Below are 19908 nucleotides of genomic sequence, written 5' to 3'. Positions count from 1 at the left end.
AGGTGGCCTCGACCACCTCGGGCAGCAGCTCGACGGCATCCACCTCGAGTTGCGCGTCTTGCGCGGCGGACGACGCGGTGATGCCGGTGCCCACGCCCAAGAACAACGCCCGATGCGGCGCCGGGTGTAGCAGCAGCGGCAGCAGCGCCTGGCGCGCGTCGGCCAGCACGGTGACGCTGCTGCCCTCTTGCTGGCGGTTGTTGATACGCAGCCGCGCCGCGCCCTCGGCGTCTTCGACCACGCTCACCGCCGCCATCACGCCCTCGCGGTAGCTGGCGATGCGGCCGCCCTCGGGCACCTCGACGAACATCAGGGGCGGCGCGATCACGGCCCACGCGATCGCCAGACCGGCCATCGACCAGCCGACCAGGGCCTCGCGCCGCGCACCGTTTGCGGCGGCCGCCAACCAGACGCGCGGCGAGATCAGCGCGAGGTAGCCGCCCACCAGCAGCAGCAAGCTCAGTTGCGCGCCGAGCGCCGGCAGCAGCCACACGCCAAACAGCAGCGGCGCCAGCGCGGCGCCGAGTGTGTTCACGCCCAGCGAGCGCCCCAGGCCGATGCCCGCGGCGCGGGCCTGCGTGCCCAGATGGCTGAACACCGCGCCCATCACGATGGTGGGCAGCAAGAAAGCGGCCACCGCCAGCGCGGCCTCGCCGAGCAGCGCGCCCGGCAGCCCGCCGCCCGCAAGCACCGCGACGACGGGCTTGATCGTGTCGGCCCCTTGCAAGATGACCGTGCCCAGCAGGCACGCCCCGACCAACGCCAGCAGCAGGCGATCACGCACGGCGTCGGGCGACGAAGCCGCCTGCCCGAATTTCACATGGGGCAGCTTGCGTTGATACAGCGCCGCGCCCCATGCCGTGCCCACCAGATAAACGGCCAGCAGCATCGCGAAGGTGTAGACCGTGTTCTCGGCCAGCTGGCTCAGCACGCGCACCACCAGCACCTCGTAACCGATGCCGAGCAAGCCGGTCAGACCGAGCTGCCACAGCAGACGGCGCCGGCCCGTTGACGACGCCCATGCGTCCGGCGCCGCGGCGGCGTCGTTGCCAGCCTGCGGCAGCCCGCGCGCCAGCAGCGCGCACAAGCCGTTGAGCAACGCACACAGGCCCGCCGTGCGGATCAGCCCCCAGGCCGGCACCAGCCAGAACGCCGTGGCGAGCACGCCGACGACGGCGCCCAGCGTGTTGGCCGCATACAGCGCGGCGATGAAGCTCGAACGATGCGCGTCTTGAACAGAGTCTGGCGCCAGCCGCGACACCACGCGCTCCATGGCCGGCAAGGTGGCACCCATGGCCGCCGTGGCCGGCAACAGCAGCAAGAAGGTGCCGCAAAAGGCGACCGTCCATTGCCAGCCTGGCGAGGGCTGCGGGCCGATGAGCCCGAGCAGCCACGCGCTGACAGGCGCCATCGCCACGGCGAGCACGAGGCTCCATGCGCCGATCAAGAGCTCGCAGGCCGCATACCAGCGCGCGGGCCGGACGCTGCGGTCGATGCGCGAGCCCAGGGCCAGCGCGCCCACCGCGAGCCCGCCAAAGAAAGCGGCCACGACCGCCAGCACGGCGGCCGATTCATGCCCCAGCCACAGCGCGCTTTGCTGAGTCCAGACGATCTGATAGCCCAGGCCGGCAAAGCCCGACAAGCCCATCAACGCCAGGGCACGGCGACGGTGTGAATCCGGCACGGCAGTCGAGCCCGCGAGCGGGCTCGCCGAATGGATCAGCCGCGACGGCGACGGGCCACCAGACCCAGCACACCCAGGCCCGCCAGCAGAGCCACGTTGGTGGCGGGCTCCGGCACAGCTTGCAACGACACGTTGTCAAACGCGGCGGAATAGGACGGCGACGAGAAGGTGATCGACTGCGCCACGCCCGTGAAGGTCGCGGTCAATTGATCGAAGTGGCAGAAGCTCGAGTCCGAGCAGCCGTTGGTGGCGTTGTTGCTCAGGTCGATCGTGCCCAGCACCGTGCCCGTGCCGTGCAGTCCGCTCCAGATCGTCACGGCGTTGGACACCGCGACAGACGACGAGTAATAGAAGCTGATGCTGTTGACGAACCCGGCGCTGACATTGATCGAGGCGTCCGCGGTCGAGTCCAGTGCCGGATCAGCCGTGACCAGCACGCCCAGGGGCGACGGAGCGTTGGTGAAATAGTTGAAATCGGCGTCGCTGGCCAGGCCGATGGACTCGTTGCCGAAGGTCACGTTCACACCGTTGACCGTCGTGGCGGGCAGGCCCGTCGTGCCGATGTAGCTCGACACGTTCTCGAAGTCCAGCAGCACATCGACCAGCATGTCGGCGCGAGCCGGTGCGCTGGCGGCCAGCGTGAGGGCGGCAACGGCGGCCGCGGCAGAAAACAACTTCATCTCAAACTCCTAAATGGTTGGGCGGATACACGAGGTGAGCAGCAGATCGACCCACCGGGCAGAAGCCTTTCCACTGAGGTCCGACAGTCTAGGCACGCGAATGCGACAAGCTCATGACGAAGCTGCGCCATACCTTGATCCCGTCGTCGCGGCGCGCCAGCCGTGAGCCGTCTCACCCACCCGTCGCGCGCGCCGCGTCACATGTGGGTCATCGCGCATTTCTAGGATCGCCCTCAAGATCGGCCATGAAACGCACCGCATTCGTGCGGTCACCGGGCGCGTGCCGTGAGCAGATCTGGCCACAGCAAGTCACCACCTATATCAGCCCCTTAGGAGCAGTTTCAATGAAGTTCACATTCAGCAAGAGCCAGGTCGCGCTCGCCACGATCGCGGCCCTGGGCGCGATGGCGGTCGTCACCGCCCCCGCGCCAGCCAAGGCCGCCAAGACCGCCGGCACCTACGTCACCGGCGATTTCCACAACCACACCACCTGCTCGGACGGTTCGATCTCGCTGCAGAAGCTGGTCGACAAATCGACGGTCACCTGGGGCCTCGATTGGTTCGTGCAAGCCGGCCACGGTGGTTCGTACAACCGCAACTGCACGCTGGTCGAGGACGAAGTCCTGGCCACGCCGGCCTACCCGTACAACGCCGCCCAAGGCCCGACGACCACCTGGGTCAGCAGCATCGGCCAGGCCGCGATCAAGGGCAACAATGGCTACGGCGCCGCATCGCCCAACGGCTACATGTGGCGTTGGCAATCGATTCAAGAGTTCCAGTACCCGCTGCTTGAATACCTCTCGGCTTACAAGAACGTGCCGCTCTTCATGGGTCTGGAAAGCAACGCCCCCGGCCATGAGCACGTGAGCATGTCGGTGATCACCGGCCAGATGCCCGCCGCGCTCGACACCGCCGCATTGCCCGTGACAGCACCGTACGCCGCCCTGGGCAACGCCAACGCGCTGGCCCAGTTCGAGTACTGCTTTGATCGCAGCGACTCCGACACCAGCCGCGGCAACTTCTACGGCACGGCCACCGGCAACAACTGGAACTGCTCGGTAACCGGCAGCGCCAACAGCGCCAGCCCGATCTGGAGCGTCACCGGCATGAAGCTGATCCAGGCCAGCAGCTCCAACGCACTGGGCGGCGTGGGCGATCAAGGTCACTACAAGGCGGTCGAGAGCCTGAAATGGATGGTCGAGAACCACCCCAACGGCAGCTACTACGTGCCGGCCCACCTGGAGCGTCCGGGCCCCTTCAACTCGCTGGGCAACAACGGCTTCAACATCGAGAACCTGCGCAATTTCAACAACGCAGCTCCCAACATCGCGTTCGGCTTTGAATCGCAACCGGGTCACGGTGCGGCCGACAACCGCGGCGAATACCAGGTGTTGCGCAACTCGTACACCGGCAGCAGCACCAAGGTCGATTCCGTTGGCGGCACCACTTATGGCGGCACCGGCGTGTATGCCGGCCAGATCGGCGGTGTATGGGATGCCCTGCTGGGCGAGGGTCGCAACTGGTGGTTCTTCGCCAGCTCGGATTGGCACAACCGCGGCTCCTTCGGCGCCGACGACCGTCGCTCGACGCAAGACTTCCAGCCCGGCGAATACCAGCGCGACTACGTGATGGTGCGCAAGGGTTCGGACAAGATCCGCCCGCAAACCGTGGTGGACGGCCTGCGCAGCGGCAACAGCTTCGTGGCCAGCGGTCAGTTGATCGATCGCCTGGCATTCGTTGCCTGCTCGTCGTACTCCGGCGTGGCGGCTCGCACCAACGCGTCGGTTGAGGCGCTGGCGGTGGCTGCGGCCACGAACAACACCGACATCGACAAGGCCGGCTGCGCCACGATGGGCGAGAAGCTCGCCGTGCGTCCGGGCGCCGACATCGTCGTCTCGATCGTGGTGCGCGATCCCGAAGGCGCCAACAACTCGCCCTACACCTTCTTCAATCCTTCGCTGCACCAGATCGGCGTTGAGCAACCGCTCAACCAGCCGGTGCTGGATCACATCGACGTGATCGGCGGCAAGGTGACCGGCTACAAGACCGTTGGCGCCTCCGACTACTCGGGTGCCTGGCCGCGCAACACCGACTGGCTCAAGGCCGACGGCTCGACCGCCGACCTGTCGGTGGTGCCTGCTGGTGCCAAGAACACCAGCGCCGCGATCCTGAAGACCTTCGGCAGCTCGGGCTGGACCGCCTTCACCTCGCCGGTGGACGGCACCAAGTTCTTGAAGATGACCTTCCGCATCCCGGCGGTGTCGGCATCGCAATACGTGCGCCTGCGCGGCACCAACCTGCCGCCGTCGACGCCGTACGAGACCGATGCCAACGGCAACCCGCTGCCCGACGTGTTCACCAATGCCGCCGATGCCACGATGCTGCGCATTCCCTGCACCGTGTCGCACTCGACCAGCAACCAGTTCGACGGCTGCCCCGACCACCTGGCGACCGCCGCCAGCGGAAACAACAAGGTGGGCCTTGCCATCACCAACCCCATCGTGGGCCAGAAGGCCGTGTCGTACGACGTGGCCGCCTGGTCTGACCTGTGGTTCTACAGCAACCCGATCTACGTTCAAGTATCGGGCTCGACCGTGGTGGCTGGCCTGAAGTAATTCTCGGCGGCACCACCCGGCAAGCGCCGCGCGGCAACGCGCGGCGCTTTTTTTTGGTTCATCGAAGAATTCCGTGGGCGGCCGGCGGCGCTGTCATCGCCGCGTCTTGATGACTCGATAGGATGCCCGGATCGGCCTAGCGCCCGGTCGCCGGGGCGGGCTGCGAGTTTCATCGGAGTACGTTCATGCCTGCCTCTTCGGCACTGCCTGCCGCGGCGAGCCACACCGCCAACACCCCGCCCCCCGCACCCCGAGAACGCGGCGCCTGGTTGCGCGAGCCCCTGCTGCATTTCGTGGCGCTGGGCGCGCTCGTTTTCGGCGTCGACCATCTGCTGAGCCGTCGGGCCGACGACCCCCGCACGATCGTCGTCAACGCGGCCATCGACAACGAAGCCCGACAGATCTTCAAGAGCTCGCGAGGCACAGAACCCAATGCCAAGGAACTGAGCGCCCTGCGCCAAGCCTGGCTCGACAACGAAGTGCTCTACCGCGAAGGCCTGGCCATGAAGCTCGACAAGGGCGATTCGGCCATCCGCGACCGCGTGATCTTCAAGGCGCTGAGCATGATCGACGCCAACGTCAAGCCGCAGCCCCTGGAAGACACCGTGTTGCGCAGATGGTTCGAGGCGCACCGCGACAAATACGATCAGCCCCCGCGCTTTGATTTTGAAGAAGCCGTGCTCGGCGGCGACACCTCCGAGTCGGCCGTGCGCGCCTTCGTCGACAAGCTCAACAAAGGCACGCCAGGCGAAGCCGAAGCCGGGTTGCGCGTGTTCAAGGGCCGCCCCTGGAGCAACCTCGTGCAAAGCTACGGCGAGCCCTTCGCCCAGGCTCTGCGCAACGCGCCGACGGGCACCTGGCAGGCGCTGGCCAGCCGCGACGGCATGCGCGCCGTTCGGCTCACCGGCAACACCCCGGCGCAGTCCGCCACCTTCGAGATGGCGCGCGGCGTGGTCGTGCAAGACTGGCGCGACGCCGCCGCCGCCGAACAGCGCACCACCGCCGTGCGCTCCCTGGCCAAGAAATACACCATCCTGATCGAAGCGCCCCCCCGATGAGATCACTCCTCAGACACGCGCCGCGCTGGGCCTGGGCACGCCTGATGCGCCATCTGCTGATTGCCGCGCTCGTGCTGCCCAGCCTGGGCGCCCGGGCCCACGAGATGAGCATGGCCGAGATGAACGTGCGAGAGATGGACCCGGGTGTCTTTCTCTGGCAATGGACGCCCACCGAGAAGTTCCCGGTGGCCGGCGAGATCGATATCGACTGGCCGAGCGGGTGCAAGGTCGACGCCAACATGCTGCGCTGCGGCGCAGACGGCTTGCGTGGCACGCTCACCGCCCAAGGCGTGGGTCAGCACTTCTCGGCGGCCATGATCAAGGTCGCCTGGCTCGACGGTCAATCGCGCGTGTACACCCTCACCAAGGCACAACGCTCGGTGCAACTCTACGGCTCGGCCGAAGACCAGCGCGGCATGGGCGACATCGCCTCGGCCTACACGCTGCTCGGCGTCGAACACATCCTGTCGGGCTACGACCACCTGCTCTTTGTGCTGGGGCTGCTGTTCCTGGTGGGCTTCAACAAGCGCCTGATCTGGACCATCACCGCCTTCACCGCCGCGCACAGCCTCACGCTGGCCAGCGCCGCGCTGGGTTTGCTGACGCTGCGCTCGCCGCCGGTTGAAGCCTCGATTGCCTTGTCGATCATGCTCGTGGCCGGCGAGGCCCTGCGCCAGCAGCCCACGCTGTCGCGCCGCTGGCCGGCGCTGGTGGCCTTCTTGTTCGGGCTGGTGCACGGCCTGGGGTTTGCCGGCGCGCTGCAAGAGATCGGCCTGCCCAAGAACCACCTGCTCGTGGCGCTGGTCACGTTCAACGTGGGCGTCGAGCTCGGTCAACTGCTCACCGTGGGCGCGGCCTGGGCCGTGGTGCGCGCCCTGTCGCGCCTGAGCTGGTTCACATCGGCGCGCCGCCCCGCCTTGTATGCGATCGGCACCCTGGCGGCCTACTGGTCGTGGTGGCGTGTGGCCGCCATCTTCGCCAACGCCTGACCGCTCGTCGCCCCGGCCAACGCGGGCTCCATGCCCGCGCAAGGGGGCAGGCGTCAATCCGCGGTCAAGGCGTGGCTGGTGACGAAGACGTGGGTGGCCTTCAACGACGCCAGCAGCGGCTTGGGCTGCGCGCCGTTGGTGGCCGGCAAGGTGAAGCGGCATTCCATCACCACGTCGCCGTACTCGCCATCGGACTCGACCTTGCTGCCGTCCTCGCAAGGCAGGGGCGCCCCACCCCAGGCCAGCGCCAGCGTGGAGGACGAATCGTCATGACTGCCCGAGAGCTTCGCCACGAAGCGCATGCGTTGCGCCTTGGACGTGGCGGGCACGGCGCAGGTGAACTCGTTCCTGTCGCCAGGCAACAGTTTGTGCTCGCAAGCCGGCGAGCCAGCGTCCGCCGCTCCAGCCGACGCGGCCACCGCTGCCACGAGCATCCCAAGGGTCATCAACGTTTTCATGTCAGTGCGTGAACGATCAAAGGACGCCAGTCTGCGCGCGGCTCATGACTGTTTGGCGAAGCCGCGCTGACCGCCGCGATCGCGCCCGACATCGTGACGACGCCCGGGTGCGGGGGCGCGGCACGGTGGCGGTTTTCTACAATCGCGGGTTCTGATTTCACCAACCCCGCGTCGTCCCGCACGACGCTCCCTGAGGCGCCGACCATGTCCATCCTCCGCTTTCAAGACCTCGTGGCCCAAGGCAAAGTCGCCGGCCAGCGCGTGTTCATCCGTGCCGACCTGAACGTGCCGCAAGACGATGCCGGCCACATCACCGAAGACACCCGCATCCGCGCCTCGGTGCCCGCCATCGAGATGGCCCTCCAGGGCGGCGCGGCCGTGATGGTCACCAGCCACCTGGGCCGCCCCACCGAAGGCGAATTCAAGCCCGAAGACTCGCTGGCCCCGGTGGCCAAGCGCCTGGGCGAACTGCTGGGCCGCGAGGTGCCGCTGGTGGCCAACTGGGTGGACGGCGTGAGCGTGGCGCCCGGTCAGGTCGTGCTGCTTGAAAACTGCCGCCTCAACAAGGGCGAGAAGAAGAACAACGAAGAGCTGGCCAAGAAGATGGCCGCGCTGTGCGACGTCTACGTCAACGATGCCTTCGGCACCGCGCACCGCGCCGAGGGCACCACCTACGGCATCGCGCAGTTCGCCAAGGTGGCGTGCGCCGGCCCGCTGCTGGCCGCCGAGATCGACGCCATCGGCAAGGCACTCGAAGCGCCGAAGCGCCCGCTGGTCGCCATCGTGGCCGGCTCGAAGGTGAGCACCAAGCTGACCATCCTCGAATCGCTGGCCAAGAACGTCGATGGCCTGATCGTGGGCGGCGGCATCGCCAACACCTTCATGCTGGCCGCCGGCTTGTCGATCGGCAAGTCGCTGGCCGAGCCCGATCTGGTGGATCAGGCCAAGGCCGTGATCGACGCCATGAAGGCGCGCGGCGCCGAGGTGCCCATCCCGGTTGACGTGGTCTGCGCCAAGACCTTTGCCGCTGACGCACCCGCCACCGTGAAGGCCGCCACCGACGTGGCCGCCGACGACCTGATCCTCGACATCGGCCCCAAGACCGCCGCCATCCTGGCCGACAAGCTGATGAGCGCCGGCACCATCGTCTGGAACGGCCCGGTCGGCGTGTTCGAGTTCGACGCCTTCGCCAAGGGCACCGAAGCCATCGCCCAGGCCATTGCCAAGAGCAGCGCCTTCAGCATCGCCGGTGGTGGCGACACGCTGGCCGCGATTGCCAAGTACGGCATCGAAAAAGACGTGGGCTACATCTCGACGGGCGGCGGCGCCTTCCTGGAAGTGCTGGAAGGCAAGACCCTGCCGGCGTTCGAGATCCTGGCCAAGCGCGCGGCGGGCTGATCAGCAGACGGTCAATAACGACTCAGGCGGGGCTCGCGCAAGCGGCGCCCCGCGCCGACGAGGCCGAAGAATTCAAAGAGGCGGCGACGGTCCTGGTTTTCTTTCAGGCCGCGCGACAAGCCATCAGGCGACGCCCCCGGCTGCGCATGCACCCGCGCCCCAGGCGCGAAAACCACCTGCCCGGCGCGCTCCAGCGCCAGCGACAGATAGCAATCGTCGGCCCAGTAATGCAGGCCGAGTTGCCCACGCAAGGTGAGCAAGGGCGCGAGGCCGCCCACGCTCTGATACGCCGTGCGCTTGCAGGCGAAGTTGGCACCCCAGAAGTAGAAATGCGCCAGCGGGTTGATGCGCCCGAGCTGGAAGAACAGGAACGATGCGACGTTGCCGTATCGATAGTTCTTGAAGCGCACCTCGCCGCCCGCAGCGGCCGTGCGCAGCTGGCGCAGCGGCTCGGTCAGGCGTTCGAGCCAGTGGGGGTCGGCCACGGCGTCGCCGTCGATGCAGGCCACCACGTCGTGCGAGACGATCTCGAAGCCGCGGATGCGCGGAAAGATCGGGCCGCGCCCGGGGGTGTCGTAGCACTCGACGCGCACGCCAGAAAACTGCCGCGCGATGTGCGCGGTGGCGTCGATCGAGTTGTGCACGACCACGACGATCTCGTCGGGCGCGACGGTTTGTTGTTGCAGCGATTGCAGGCAAGCGCCGATGTGCGCCGCCTCATTGTGTGCAATCACGAGAACGGAGCGCTTCATGTAACAGACTCGGGCAAGCAGTTGACGCAGTCGGCGAGTTGCGTCAATTCAACGCAAATCCGTTGCGATCGAAGGTCGATGGAAGCGTCGGACGATACCTCGACCACTCACCCGCGCGCCTGCGCCGCGATCAGACACCCCACGTTCAAACGGCGGGTTTCTGCCGAATCGGTACGCAATGGCGCCAACCACCCCCGAGCGGACGATCAGGCTCGGGAGGCTTGCTGCAGCACGTCGCCTGCGGCGACCGGGTCGCCGGTGCGGGCCAGCGCGTCCATCCAGCGTTGGTAGCTGGGCACCACGGCCTGCTGCCAGGGGTGGAAGCCGGGCTTCAGGTAGGCCAGAAACGAACCGAGCACCGGCGTCAGCAGGCCGCCCGGCTTGTAGAGCCACCACAGCCCCTTGGCCCAGATCTTGGCGCGCTGCCAGCGCGAGAAGCCGTCGACGCGCAGCATGTGCCGCATGATGCGGAAGGTGTGGAACGGAAACAGCCCGCCCACCAGCAGCATGGCCCGCACGCGGGTGAAGTAGCCGACGCGGGCGATCTTCTGCATCACGTCATACGCCACGGCCTTGTGCTCCATTTCTTCCATCGCGTGCCACACGTAGAGGGCCCGGATACGGCGGTCGGCGTTGGCGAAGATCTCGCCGCGCTCGGCGAAGCACTCGGCCATGATGGCCGTGATGTGCTCGGCGGCGGCCGTCATGCCCAGCGTGAACTCGCGCGAGCAGTGCTTGCGGATGATGCCGAACAGGCGCTTCTCCTGCCCCGCCAGGATGCGATCGACGCGCACCCCTTGCGCTTGCAGCCGATTGTTGTATTGCGTGTGCAGCATGCTGTGCTGCCCCTCTTGCCGCGTGAAGTTCTTGATGTCTTCGAGCATGGCAGGGTCGTCGATGCGATCACGGTAGTCGCGCACGCAGGTGATGAAGAAGCGCTCCCCCACCGGGAAGAGCGTGGACATCGCATCGAAGAAGCGCGTCTTGAACGCGTCGTTGTCGAGCCAGAAACGGGGGATGTCGCCGTCGAGCCCGAAGTCGAGCTTGTCGCGCGGCACGATGGGCGGCACGGCGGCGGTGTGGGTTGCCGGGTGGGCGGAGGGGTGACTCATCGGTGGGCGGCTCGCTGCTGGCTGGATCGGGCTCACGCCCCGGTGGCATGCAACGCGTTGCCTGCCAGGATGGGGTCGCCGGTTTCATTGAACTTGCTCAGCCAGACTTCGTAGCTGCGCAGCTGGCCGGTCTGCCACGGGTGGAAGCCGGGCTTGTAGTACTGCGCGTAATGGCCCAGCACCGATGAAAACAGGCCGCCCGGCTTGTAGAGCCACCACAAGCCCTTGGCGAACAGACCGGCGCGCTGCCACGCACCGAAGCCGTCCACCTTGAGCATGTAGCGCACGATCAGGAAGGTGTGGATCGGGAAGGCGAGGCTCACCTCGAGCATGGCCAGGACGCGGCGCAAGTAGCCGACTCGCGCGACCTGCTGCATCACGTCGAAGGCCACCGCCTTGTGCTCGACCTCTTCCATGGCGTGCCAGGCATACATGGCGCGCATGCGCGGGTCGGCCAGCTCCAGCACCTCGCGACGCTCGAAAAAGCTGTGCGCCATGATGGCCGTCATGTGCTCGGCCGCGGCGGTCATCGCCAGCGTGAACGGCCTGGAACGCAGCTTGCGCGTCAGCTCGGTCATGTACTTGCGCTGGAAGGCCTCGAGCTTGTCCACGTCAATGCCCTGCGCCTTGAGGCGGTCATTGAACTGGTTGTGGATCATGCTGTGCTGGCCTTCTTGCCGGATGAAGTCTCGGATCTCCTGCTGCAGCCGCGGGTCGCTGACCTGATCGCGGTAGTCGCGCACGCACATGATGAAGAAGCGCTCCCCCTCGGGGAAGATCGTCGACATGGCGTCGAAGAAGCGCGTCTTGAACGCGTCGCCGCCGAACCAGTAGCGCGGGATGTCGCCGCCGAGCCCGAAATCGAGCTTTTCGCGGGGGACGATCGGGTGCGGCTTGCGGGGCGCGGCGTGCGCGCCGGATGCGGTCGAGTGGGCCATGGCGTGTCTCTCTTTCTGGCTCGATGGAATCGATGTCCGAAAATTTAGAGAGACTGCGAATTCGCAGCTAGGAACGCCGGCGACCCTTGGGAAGCGATTGCGACAAATCGCCCCGCCCGGCATTCTTGATCTGGTTCAACCGCTACGGGGTTTCCCTCGAAACTGGCTGGGCGACAGCCCCGACCAGCGCTTGAAGGCTTGCGTGAAACTGCGCCGGTCGCAAAAACCCAGCCGCTCGCTGATCGCCTCGATCGACACGCCGTCGTCCTGCAGCCATTGGCTCGACAGGCGAAAGCGCACCTGCGCCTGCAAGGCCGTGTAGCGCACGCCCACTTCCTGCAGCCGGCGCTGCAAGGTACGCGGATGCAACTGCAGCCGCTGCGCCATCACCTCGATGCCCTGGCCGAGCAGCGCCGGCGACTCGGTGAAGATCTGCTCGATGTGCGCCACCAGCCCCGGGCGGGCGGTGGCCGACTGCGCCAGGCGCTGCTCGACGCGGTATTCGGCCTGCCGATGCAGCGCCGGAAAGGCCCCGTTGAGCGGCACCTCGAGCAAGGCGCGACGAAACACCAGCGCGTCGTCCACGGCGCCGAAATGCACCGGCATCTTGAAGTAGCCCTCGTAATCGATGGCGTTGTCGGGCCGCGCCGCGCGGAAGGTCAGGCAGACCTCGCCGATCTCGCCGCGCATCAGGCCGCGCACGAAACGCACGATGGCCGAGAAGGTGGCCTCCAGAAAGTGCTGATGGGCGGCATCGGTCGTGGCGCCCACGTCGAAGCTCACCAGCATGCGGGCCTCGTCGCCGGCTTCGTGCAAGGCCACGTTCATCAGCGGGTTGATGAGCAGGCGGATCCACTCGAAGACGCGAAAGGCCTCGCGCAGGTTCGGGCTGGTGGTGAGGAAGGTTTCGACATCGGGCACGTACTCGAACGCGAAGGTCTCGCCGAGCACGAACGGAAAGTACAGCCCGTCGCCCGACTGGGCCACGCTGCCTTCCATGAGCAGGCGCAGGGTATCGATGCTGACGGTGGCCGATTCGAGGTGGATCAGGTCGGTCTGCACGCCCGCGTCGCGAAACACCCGCTCCACGTTGAGCCCGCAGCGGGCGGCGGCGCGCACCCAGTTGGGCAGGGTGAGAAACGGCAGACGATCCGCCGAGGCAGGCGAACCAGCGAGCAATGAATCGGTCATGGAGAAGTACGGCAGAAGTACGGCAAATCGACCCGGGCCACTCACGACGCCGGCTCCGAGAACCGGCTGAGGGATTGTCGCCCTGGAATGCGCCGTGGATCGGCCTCGAACACCCGGCGATAGCGCGGTTTAACCCGCAAAAAACGCCCCACCTGCGAGCTTGAGCTGCGTCATTTGGTGTGACACTTCGCGGTGATTCCCGTCCACAAACGCCTCACCGGAGAGCCTCGCTCATGTCTCGCGCCACGAAAATCGTCGCCACCCTCGGCCCCGCCTCCTCGTCACCCGACGTGCTCGAGCGCATGATCCGCGCGGGGGTCGACGTGGTACGGCTCAACTTCTCGCACGGCAAGGCTCAAGACCACATCGACCGCGCGCTGCTGGTGCGCGAGGTGGCCCAGCGCGCCGGCCGCGAAGTGGCCATCATGGCCGACCTGCAAGGCCCCAAGATCCGCGTCGGCAAGTTCGCCGAGGGCAAGGTGCAGCTCGAAAACGGCCAGCCCTTCGTGCTCGACGCGCAACGCACCGAGCTGGGCGACATCCACGGCGTGGGCCTTGATTACAAGGAGCTCCCGCGCGACGTCAAGCCCGGCGACACGCTGCTGCTCAACGACGGCCTGATCGTGCTCACCGTCACCGCCGTCAAGGGCGAGCAGGTGCACACCACGGTGAAGATCGGCGGCGAGCTGAGCAACAACAAGGGCATCAACAAACAAGGCGGCGGCCTCACCGCCCCGGCCCTCACCGCCAAGGACATGGACGACATCAAGACCGCCATGAGCCTGCAGGCCGATTACGTGGCCGTGTCCTTCCCCAAGAACGCCACCGACATGGAAATGGCGCGCCAGCTCTGCAACGTGGCCGGCGAAGCCCATCGCCACCGCCCGGCCCTCATCGCCAAGATCGAGCGCAGCGAGGCCATCCCGGTGCTCGACGCCATCCTCAAGGCCAGCGACGGCATCATGGTGGCGCGGGGCGATCTGGCCGTCGAGGTGGGCAACGCCGCCGTGCCGGCGCTGCAAAAACGCATGATCAAGATGGCGCGCGAGATGGACAAGGTCGTGATCACCGCCACGCAGATGATGGAGTCGATGATCGTCAACCCCGTGCCCACCCGCGCCGAGGTGAGCGACGTGGCCAACGCCGTGCTCGACGGCACCGACGCCGTGATGCTGTCGGCCGAAACCGCCGCCGGCAAATATCCGGTCGAGACGATCGAGCAGATGGCCGCCATCGCGATCGAGGCCGAGCACGCCGAAGACGTCAGCCTCGACGCCGATTTCACCAACAAGCAGTTCGGCCGCATCGACCAGAGCATCGCCATGGGCGCGCTCTTCACCGCCCACCACCTGGGCTGCAAGGCGATCATCGCGCTCACCGAATCCGGCTCGACGGCACTCTGGATGAGCCGCCACAAGATCCATGTGCCGATCTACGCGCTCACCGCGCAGCGGCTGTCGCAGCGCAAGATGGCGCTCTACCGCAACGTGCGCCCGATCCTGATCCCCAGCATGACCGACCGCGACGAGGCGCTAAAAATGGCCGAACGCCAGCTCGTCGAGCGCGGCGTGCTCATGCCCGGCGACACCTACGCCATCACCTGCGGCGAGCCCATGGGCCACCCTGGCGGCACCAACATGCTCAAGGTGTGCGAGGTGCGCTGAGCTGCGCGCCATGCACACCGCCCCCCGCGATGCCGGGGGGCCGGGCGGCGGTGCGCCGAGGCCGGCTCGCTAAAATCGCGGGAGTTTTCCACCATCCCACCGTTTTCTCGGAGCCTCCCATGCCTCTCGTTTCAATGCGCCAACTGCTGGACCACGCTGCCGAAAACGGCTACGGCATCCCGGCGTTCAACGTCAACAACCTCGAACAAGTGCAGGCCGTGATGGCCGCGGCCGATGAAGTCGGCGCGCCAGTGATCCTGCAGGCCAGCGCGGGCGCCCGCAAGTACGCCGGCGAATCGTTCATCAAGCACCTGATCCAGGCTGCCACCGAGGCTTACCCGCACATTCCGCTGGTGATGCACCAAGACCACGGCACCAGCCCCAAGATCTGCGCCGGCGCGGTCGATCTGGGCTTCGGCTCGGTGATGATGGACGGCTCGCTGCAAGAAGACGGCAAGACCCCGGCCTCGTTCGACTACAACGTCGACGTCACCCGCAAGGTTGTCGAGATGGCGCACAAGGTGGGCGTGACCGTTGAAGGCGAGCTCGGCTGCCTGGGTTCGCTCGAAACCGGCGAAGCCGGCGAAGAAGACGGCATCGGCGCCGTGGGCAAGCTCGATCACAGCCAGATGCTGACCGACCCCGAAGAGGCCGCCCGCTTCGTGCAGGCCACCCAGCTCGACGCGCTGGCCATCGCCATCGGCACCAGCCACGGTGCCTACAAGTTCACCCGCCCGCCCACCGGCGACGTGCTGGCCATCAGCCGCGTTAAAGAGATCAACGCCCGCATCCCCAACACCCACCTGGTGATGCACGGTTCGTCGTCGGTGCCGCAAGAGCTGCTGGCCATCATCAACCAGTACGGCGGCAAGATGAAAGAGACCTACGGCGTGCCGATCAAAGAGATTCAAGAAGCCATCAAATACGGCGTGCGCAAGATCAACATCGACACCGACATCCGCCTGGCGATGACGGGCGCGGTGCGCAAGTTCATGGCCGAGAACCCCGACAAGTTCGACGCCCGCGAGTGGCTCAAGCCCGCCCGCGAAGCCGCCAAGGCCGTGTGCAAGCAGCGCTACCTCGAGTTCGGCTGCGAAGGCCAGGCCGGCAAGATCAAGGGCGTGAGCCTGAGCGAAATGGCCGCGCTCTACGCCGCGGGCAAGCTGGCGCAAAAGGTGATCTAAGCCGCGGGGCTCACGGGGACATCCGGCCCCGACAGACGAATCAGGCCGACTCCGCTACGCTGCAGGGTCGGCTTTTTTCATCCCCCCCACGCTTCGGAGCCCCTCATGATCCAGCTGCACGGCTTTGCTCTCTCGAACTACTACAACAAGGTCAAGCTCGCCTTGCTCGAAAAGGGCATCGCGTTTGACGAGGTGTTCATCCCGTCGGTCAGGCAGGCCGATGCCTACGACAGCTCGCCGATGGGCAAGGTGCCCTACCTCACCACCGAGCACGGCACGCTGTGCGAGAGCCAGGTGATCGTCGACTACCTCGAAGCCGCCTACCCCGACACGCCCGCGCTGCTGCCTCCCAACGCGTGGCAAGCCGCCAAGGTGCGCGAGCTCGTCACTTTTCTTGAGCTGCACCTCGAGCTCTGCGCGCGGCAGCTCTATTACCAGGCCTTCTTCGGCGGCACGCTGAGCGAGAAGTTCACCGAGCGCGTGCGCGGCGAGCTCGTCAAGGCCATCACGGCCTTCAAGCGCCTGGCGAAGTTCGGCCCCTACATCGCGGGCGACACCTTCACGCTGGCGGATTGCGCCGCCTATTGCCACCTGCCGCTGGTGGGCCTGGCGACCAAGATCGTCTACGGCGAAGACCTGCTGGCCGCCGCGGGAGTGGACTGGAAAGGCTACGTGAAGCTGATCGAGCAGCGCCCGACGGCGCAAAAGGTGGCCGCCGACCGCAAGGCCGACCAGGAGCGCGCGCTGGGCGTGGCTCGCGCGGCGGCGGCTGCACGAGCTTGAGGCCGGCGATGCCACCCCCGCCCGGGCAACACGGCCAGCGCACGTTGCGCGCATGGCTCAGCGTCGCGGCGGCATTTGCTGTCGCGAGCAGCTTGTGGGTCTGGCGCCCCAGCCTCGATGGCAAGACGCCCTCGCGCCCGCCGCCCGAGGCCGAGCCCTTTCCGTGGCAGCGCGCGCCGTCTGGCACGGAGCTCATGGCGCCCGCGCCGCAACCGGCGGCATCCGCCACGGCCCGCTCGCCGGTTGAAGCCGACGCGCAAGGGCACCTGCTTGCCACGCGAGCGCTGCGCGCGCTGTTCGACCAGGCCTTGACGGGCGCCGGTTCGACCCCCGCCGAACGTCAGGCCGCCCGACAAAAGCTCGATCAGCTGCTGGACCAGGCCCACCCCTCGGCAGCGGTCAAGGCGGACGCCCTGGCGCTGTTCGGCCGCTACGTGGCCTACCAGGACGGATTGCAGGAGCTGGGCCGCCGACGCAGCGACCAACCCGCGCGCGGCTGGACGCCCGGCGATCAGCTCGCGCTGCTGGACGGCATCGAGCGACTGCGCGCCCACCTCTTTTCTCGCGCGGAGCAACAAGCGTTCTTCGGCGACGACCTGCCGTGGGATCGCTACCGCGCCGTCCGCCAGCAAACCCTGGGCGATCGCTCGATCGCGCTGCTCGACGAGGCCAGCCGGCTCAAGCAGTTGCGCGCCGATCTGCCCGCGCCGCTGCGCGAGCCGGCGCAAGCGGCGGACGCCCGAACCGATCTGGATCTGCTCACCACGCGGTGGCGCGCCCAGCGAGGAACGGCCGACGAGCTGCGCGCGCTGCGCGAGACGCTGATCGGCGCGTCGGCCGCGTTCGAGCTCGAACGCGAGGATGAGCGCGGCGCGGCGGTGCGCCCGGTGCTCGAATCACTGGGGCAGCGCATTCGTGCCGTGTCGTCCGACCCCAGCCTGAGCGAGATCCAGCGCCAAGCCGCCATCGAGCAACTGCGCCACGAGGCTCAGGCGACCCTGCTGCCGATGCTGTCGGCGTCGCAAGGCGGGGTGAGCAAGGTCACGCCCTGAACTGCAGCGCCTTGGTCTCGAGAAACTCGTCGAGCCCCCAGCGGCCCATCTCGCGCCCCCGGCCCGACTGCTTGTAGCCGCCAAACGGCGCGCCCAGATTGAAGGCGCCGCCGTTGATGTCCACCTGCCCGGTGCGCAGGCGACGCGCCAGGCTCTCGGCCTGCTCGTCGCTGCCCGCCCACACGGCGCCACCCAGACCATAGATCGTGCCGTTGGCGATGGCCACGGCTTCGTCTTCGTCGCGATACGTGAGGATGGACAGCACCGGGCCGAACACCTCTTCTTGCGCCACCGTGTGCTGCGGCTGCACGCGGCCCAGCACCGTCGGTTTGACGTAATAGCCCGTGGGCAGATCGGCCGGTGCGTCGGCCCCGCCGCACAGCAGCTCGGCGCCCTCGGCCACCGCCCGCGTGATGTAGCCGCGCACGCGTTCGCGCTGCGTCGCCGAGATCAGCGGCCCCAGCTTGGCCGTGTCGCCAAACGGGTCGCCCACCGTGAAGCGGCTCGCCACTTCGACCGCGAGCTTGGCGGCCTGCTCGTATTGCGACTCGTGGACCAGCATGCGCGTGTGCGCCGAGCAGGTCTGGCCGCTGTTCAAGAAGCAGGCGCTGACCGTGCCCTTGACGGCCGCTGGCAGATCAGCGCTGGGCAGGATCACCGCCGCCGATTTGCCCCCCAGCTCCAACGCCACGCGCTTGATGCTGGCCGCCGCCACCTCGCTGATGCGCCGGCCCGCTCGCGTCGAGCCGGTGAACGACACCATGTCGACCTCGGGGTGGCGCACCAGCGCCTCGCCCACCACCGGGCCGGTGCCGGACACGAGGTTGAACACGCCCTTGGGCAGGCCCGCGTCGTGAATGATCTGCGCCAGCACGAAGGCGTTGAGCGGCGCGACCTCGCTGGGCTTGAGCACCACCGTGCAACCGGCAGCCAGCGCGGCCGCCACCTTGGCGGCGATCTGGTGCAGCGGATAGTTCCAGGGCGTGATGGCCGCGACCACGCCCACCGGCTCGCGCACCACCTTCGAGTTGCCGACCTGCTCGCTCCACTCGAAGGTGGCGAGCAACTTGGCGTAGGTCTTGAAGTTCGCCATCGGCGTGCCGACCTGGATGAGCCCGGCGAGCTTGAGCGGCATGCCCACTTCGCCGGCGATGAGGCCGGCCAGCTCGTCCATGCGCGCCTTGATGCCCGCGCTGATCGCGGCCAGGTACTCGGCGCGCTGCGCGGGCGAGGTGCGCGACCAACCGTCGAACGCAACGCGCGCAGCGGCCACGGCGGCGGCGGCATCCTGCTCGTCACCATCAGGGATGCGGCCCATCACTGCCTCGGTGGACGCGCTGATCACGTCGATGTGACCGCGGCCGTGCGGGGCCACCCAGGCGCCGTCGATGTAGAGCTGGTCGAAGTTGTGCATGGTGAACTCCAGAAGGTGCGGATCAGGCAAACACGATCACGCCGCGCGCATTGCGGCCAGCCTTGAGGTCGTCAAACGCCTGCGGGGCCTCGTCGATCGAATAGGTGCGGGTGATGAGCTCGTCGAGCTTCAAGCGGCCGCAGCAATACAGGCCGAGCAGGCGCGGGAAGTCCTCGCGCGGGCGGGCCGAGCCGAAGTAGCTGCCCTTGAGCGTCTTCTCTTCGCAGGTGAGGCTGAGCGTGCCCACGGTGGTGGTGTCCTTGCGCGAGGCCACGCCCACCGACACGGCCGTGCCGCCCTTGGCCAGCGTGCCAAAGGCCTGCGCCGCCACCTCGCCCAGGCCCACGCACTCAAAGGCGTAGTCCGCGCCGCCGCCGGTGAGCTTGCGCAGGGTGCGGACCACGTTGTCTTCCTTCGTGCTGTTGACCACGTGCGTGGCGCCAAACTGCCTGGCGAGTTCGAGCTTGGCGTCGGACGTATCGACCGCCACGATCTGCCGCGCGCCGGCGATCACGCAGCCCTGGATGGCGTTGAGCCCCACGCCGCCGCAACCGAACACCACCGCGATCGAGCCCGCCGTGAGCTTGGCGGTGTTGACCACCGCGCCCACGCCCGTCATCACGCCGCAGCTGACCAGCGCGGCCTTGTCGAGCGCCACGGTCGGGTCGATCTTGACCAGGCTGCTTTCGTGCAGCGTGGTGTATTCGGCCATCACGCCGCAGCCGAAGAACACATTGAGCGGCTGGCCTTGCGCATCGGTGTAGCGATTGCTGCCGTCGGGCAGCGTGGCCACGGCCTTGCCGGCCTGGTCGCACAACTGCGGGCGGCCGCTCTGGCAGTAGCGGCACTTGCCGCACATGCTCACGAAAGAGCTGACCACGTGGTCGCCCAGCGCGAATTCGGTGACGCCCTCGCCCACCGCCACCACCACGCCCG

The 19908-nt window shown here is 67.4% G+C and carries 16 protein-coding genes and 1 pseudogene; 8 read left to right on the top strand and 9 right to left on the bottom strand.

Translation table 11 applies throughout. The features are described 5' to 3' along the window. Both ACE3SS_RS11745 and ACE3SS_RS11740 read right to left on the bottom strand, forming a co-directional pair. Window positions 1–1684: pseudogene (locus ACE3SS_RS11745) on the bottom strand (spermidine synthase); the annotation flags it as partial. 35 nt (window positions 1685–1719) lie between these two features. Then, a complete protein-coding gene (locus tag ACE3SS_RS11740; RefSeq protein WP_374594118.1) occupies window positions 1720–2364 on the bottom strand; it encodes a PEP-CTERM sorting domain-containing protein in 645 nt (214 codons plus the stop codon). A gap of 344 nt (window positions 2365–2708) precedes the next feature. Between ACE3SS_RS11740 and ACE3SS_RS11735 the strand changes: the two genes are divergently transcribed. The 3 genes from ACE3SS_RS11735 to ACE3SS_RS11725 all read left to right on the top strand — a co-directional run bounded on the left by ACE3SS_RS11735 (window position 2709) and on the right by ACE3SS_RS11725 (window position 7026). Continuing rightward, window positions 2709–4979: a hypothetical protein gene (locus ACE3SS_RS11735; RefSeq protein WP_374594116.1), complete on the top strand. Its 2271-nt coding sequence runs from the start codon at window positions 2709–2711 to the stop codon at window positions 4977–4979. Between the two features lie 185 nt (window positions 4980–5164). Beyond that, on the top strand, window positions 5165–6037 hold the full coding sequence (locus ACE3SS_RS11730) for a peptidyl-prolyl cis-trans isomerase (protein ID WP_374594114.1): 873 nt from the start codon (window positions 5165–5167) through the stop codon (window positions 6035–6037). Then, window positions 6034–7026 (top strand): HupE/UreJ family protein, encoded by a 993-nt coding sequence (locus ACE3SS_RS11725; protein WP_374594112.1) that lies wholly within the window; start codon window positions 6034–6036, stop codon window positions 7024–7026. The genes ACE3SS_RS11730 and ACE3SS_RS11725 overlap by 4 nt, the downstream gene beginning before the upstream one ends. Window positions 7027–7079: 53 nt before the next feature. Here ACE3SS_RS11725 and ACE3SS_RS11720 read toward each other — a convergent pair whose 3' ends face one another. After that, the gene (locus ACE3SS_RS11720) at window positions 7080–7484 is read right to left on the bottom strand and encodes a hypothetical protein (protein WP_374594111.1); all 405 of its coding nucleotides are present in this window, start codon (window positions 7482–7484) and stop codon (window positions 7080–7082) included. A 204-nt stretch (window positions 7485–7688) separates the two neighbouring features. Here ACE3SS_RS11720 and ACE3SS_RS11715 point away from each other — a divergent pair, with 204 nt between their 5' ends. Then, window positions 7689–8882, top strand: a complete 1194-nt coding sequence (locus ACE3SS_RS11715; RefSeq protein ID WP_374594109.1) for a phosphoglycerate kinase — start codon at window positions 7689–7691, stop codon at window positions 8880–8882. Window positions 8883–8893: 11 nt separating this feature from the next. Here the strand turns inward: ACE3SS_RS11715 and ACE3SS_RS11710 are convergent, their stop codons facing one another. From ACE3SS_RS11710 to ACE3SS_RS11695, 4 genes are all read right to left on the bottom strand, one after another. Then, window positions 8894–9634 (bottom strand): glycosyltransferase family 2 protein, encoded by a 741-nt coding sequence (locus ACE3SS_RS11710; RefSeq protein WP_374594107.1) that lies wholly within the window; start codon window positions 9632–9634, stop codon window positions 8894–8896. Window positions 9635–9840: 206 nt separating this feature from the next. Continuing rightward, window positions 9841–10746: a metal-dependent hydrolase gene (locus tag ACE3SS_RS11705; protein WP_374594105.1), complete on the bottom strand. Its 906-nt coding sequence runs from the start codon at window positions 10744–10746 to the stop codon at window positions 9841–9843. 32 nt (window positions 10747–10778) lie between these two features. Further along, a complete protein-coding gene (locus ACE3SS_RS11700; RefSeq protein WP_374594103.1) occupies window positions 10779–11684 on the bottom strand; it encodes a metal-dependent hydrolase in 906 nt (301 codons plus the stop codon). A 135-nt stretch (window positions 11685–11819) separates the two neighbouring features. Beyond that, window positions 11820–12875, bottom strand: a complete 1056-nt coding sequence (locus ACE3SS_RS11695) for an AraC family transcriptional regulator ligand-binding domain-containing protein (RefSeq protein WP_374594101.1) — start codon at window positions 12873–12875, stop codon at window positions 11820–11822. Window positions 12876–13108: 233 nt separating this feature from the next. On the opposite strand from ACE3SS_RS11695, the gene pyk reads away from it, so the two are divergent. The 4 genes from pyk (at window position 13109) to ACE3SS_RS11675 (ending at window position 17558) form a co-directional block, all read left to right on the top strand. Beyond that, the gene (gene pyk, locus ACE3SS_RS11690) at window positions 13109–14539 is read left to right on the top strand and encodes a pyruvate kinase (protein ID WP_374594099.1); all 1431 of its coding nucleotides are present in this window, start codon (window positions 13109–13111) and stop codon (window positions 14537–14539) included. A gap of 119 nt (window positions 14540–14658) precedes the next feature. After that, window positions 14659–15723 carry a class II fructose-bisphosphate aldolase gene (fba, locus tag ACE3SS_RS11685; RefSeq protein WP_374594097.1) on the top strand — a complete coding sequence of 355 codons (1065 nt, stop codon included), beginning with the start codon at window positions 14659–14661 and terminating at the stop codon, window positions 15721–15723. A gap of 105 nt (window positions 15724–15828) precedes the next feature. Then, on the top strand, window positions 15829–16506 hold the full coding sequence (locus ACE3SS_RS11680) for a glutathione S-transferase (RefSeq protein ID WP_374594095.1): 678 nt from the start codon (window positions 15829–15831) through the stop codon (window positions 16504–16506). A gap of 8 nt (window positions 16507–16514) precedes the next feature. Continuing rightward, window positions 16515–17558, top strand: a complete 1044-nt coding sequence (locus ACE3SS_RS11675; protein ID WP_374594093.1) for a lipase secretion chaperone — start codon at window positions 16515–16517, stop codon at window positions 17556–17558. Here the strand turns inward: ACE3SS_RS11675 and ACE3SS_RS11670 are convergent. Both ACE3SS_RS11670 and ACE3SS_RS11665 read right to left on the bottom strand, forming a co-directional pair. Further along, a complete protein-coding gene (locus ACE3SS_RS11670; RefSeq protein ID WP_374594091.1) occupies window positions 17548–18972 on the bottom strand; it encodes an aldehyde dehydrogenase family protein in 1425 nt (474 codons plus the stop codon). The genes ACE3SS_RS11675 and ACE3SS_RS11670 overlap by 11 nt on opposite strands. Window positions 18973–18994: 22 nt before the next feature. Continuing rightward, a partial coding sequence (locus ACE3SS_RS11665) for a zinc-binding dehydrogenase (protein ID WP_374594089.1) occupies window positions 18995–19908 on the bottom strand: 914 nt, incomplete at its 5' end.

This window comes from Aquabacterium sp. (genome assembly GCF_041915145.1).
Taxonomy (GTDB): Bacteria; Pseudomonadota; Gammaproteobacteria; order Burkholderiales; family Burkholderiaceae_C; genus Aquabacterium.
The sequence above is the reverse complement of the archived record's forward strand: the minus strand, read 5'-3'. Positions and strand labels throughout refer to the sequence as shown.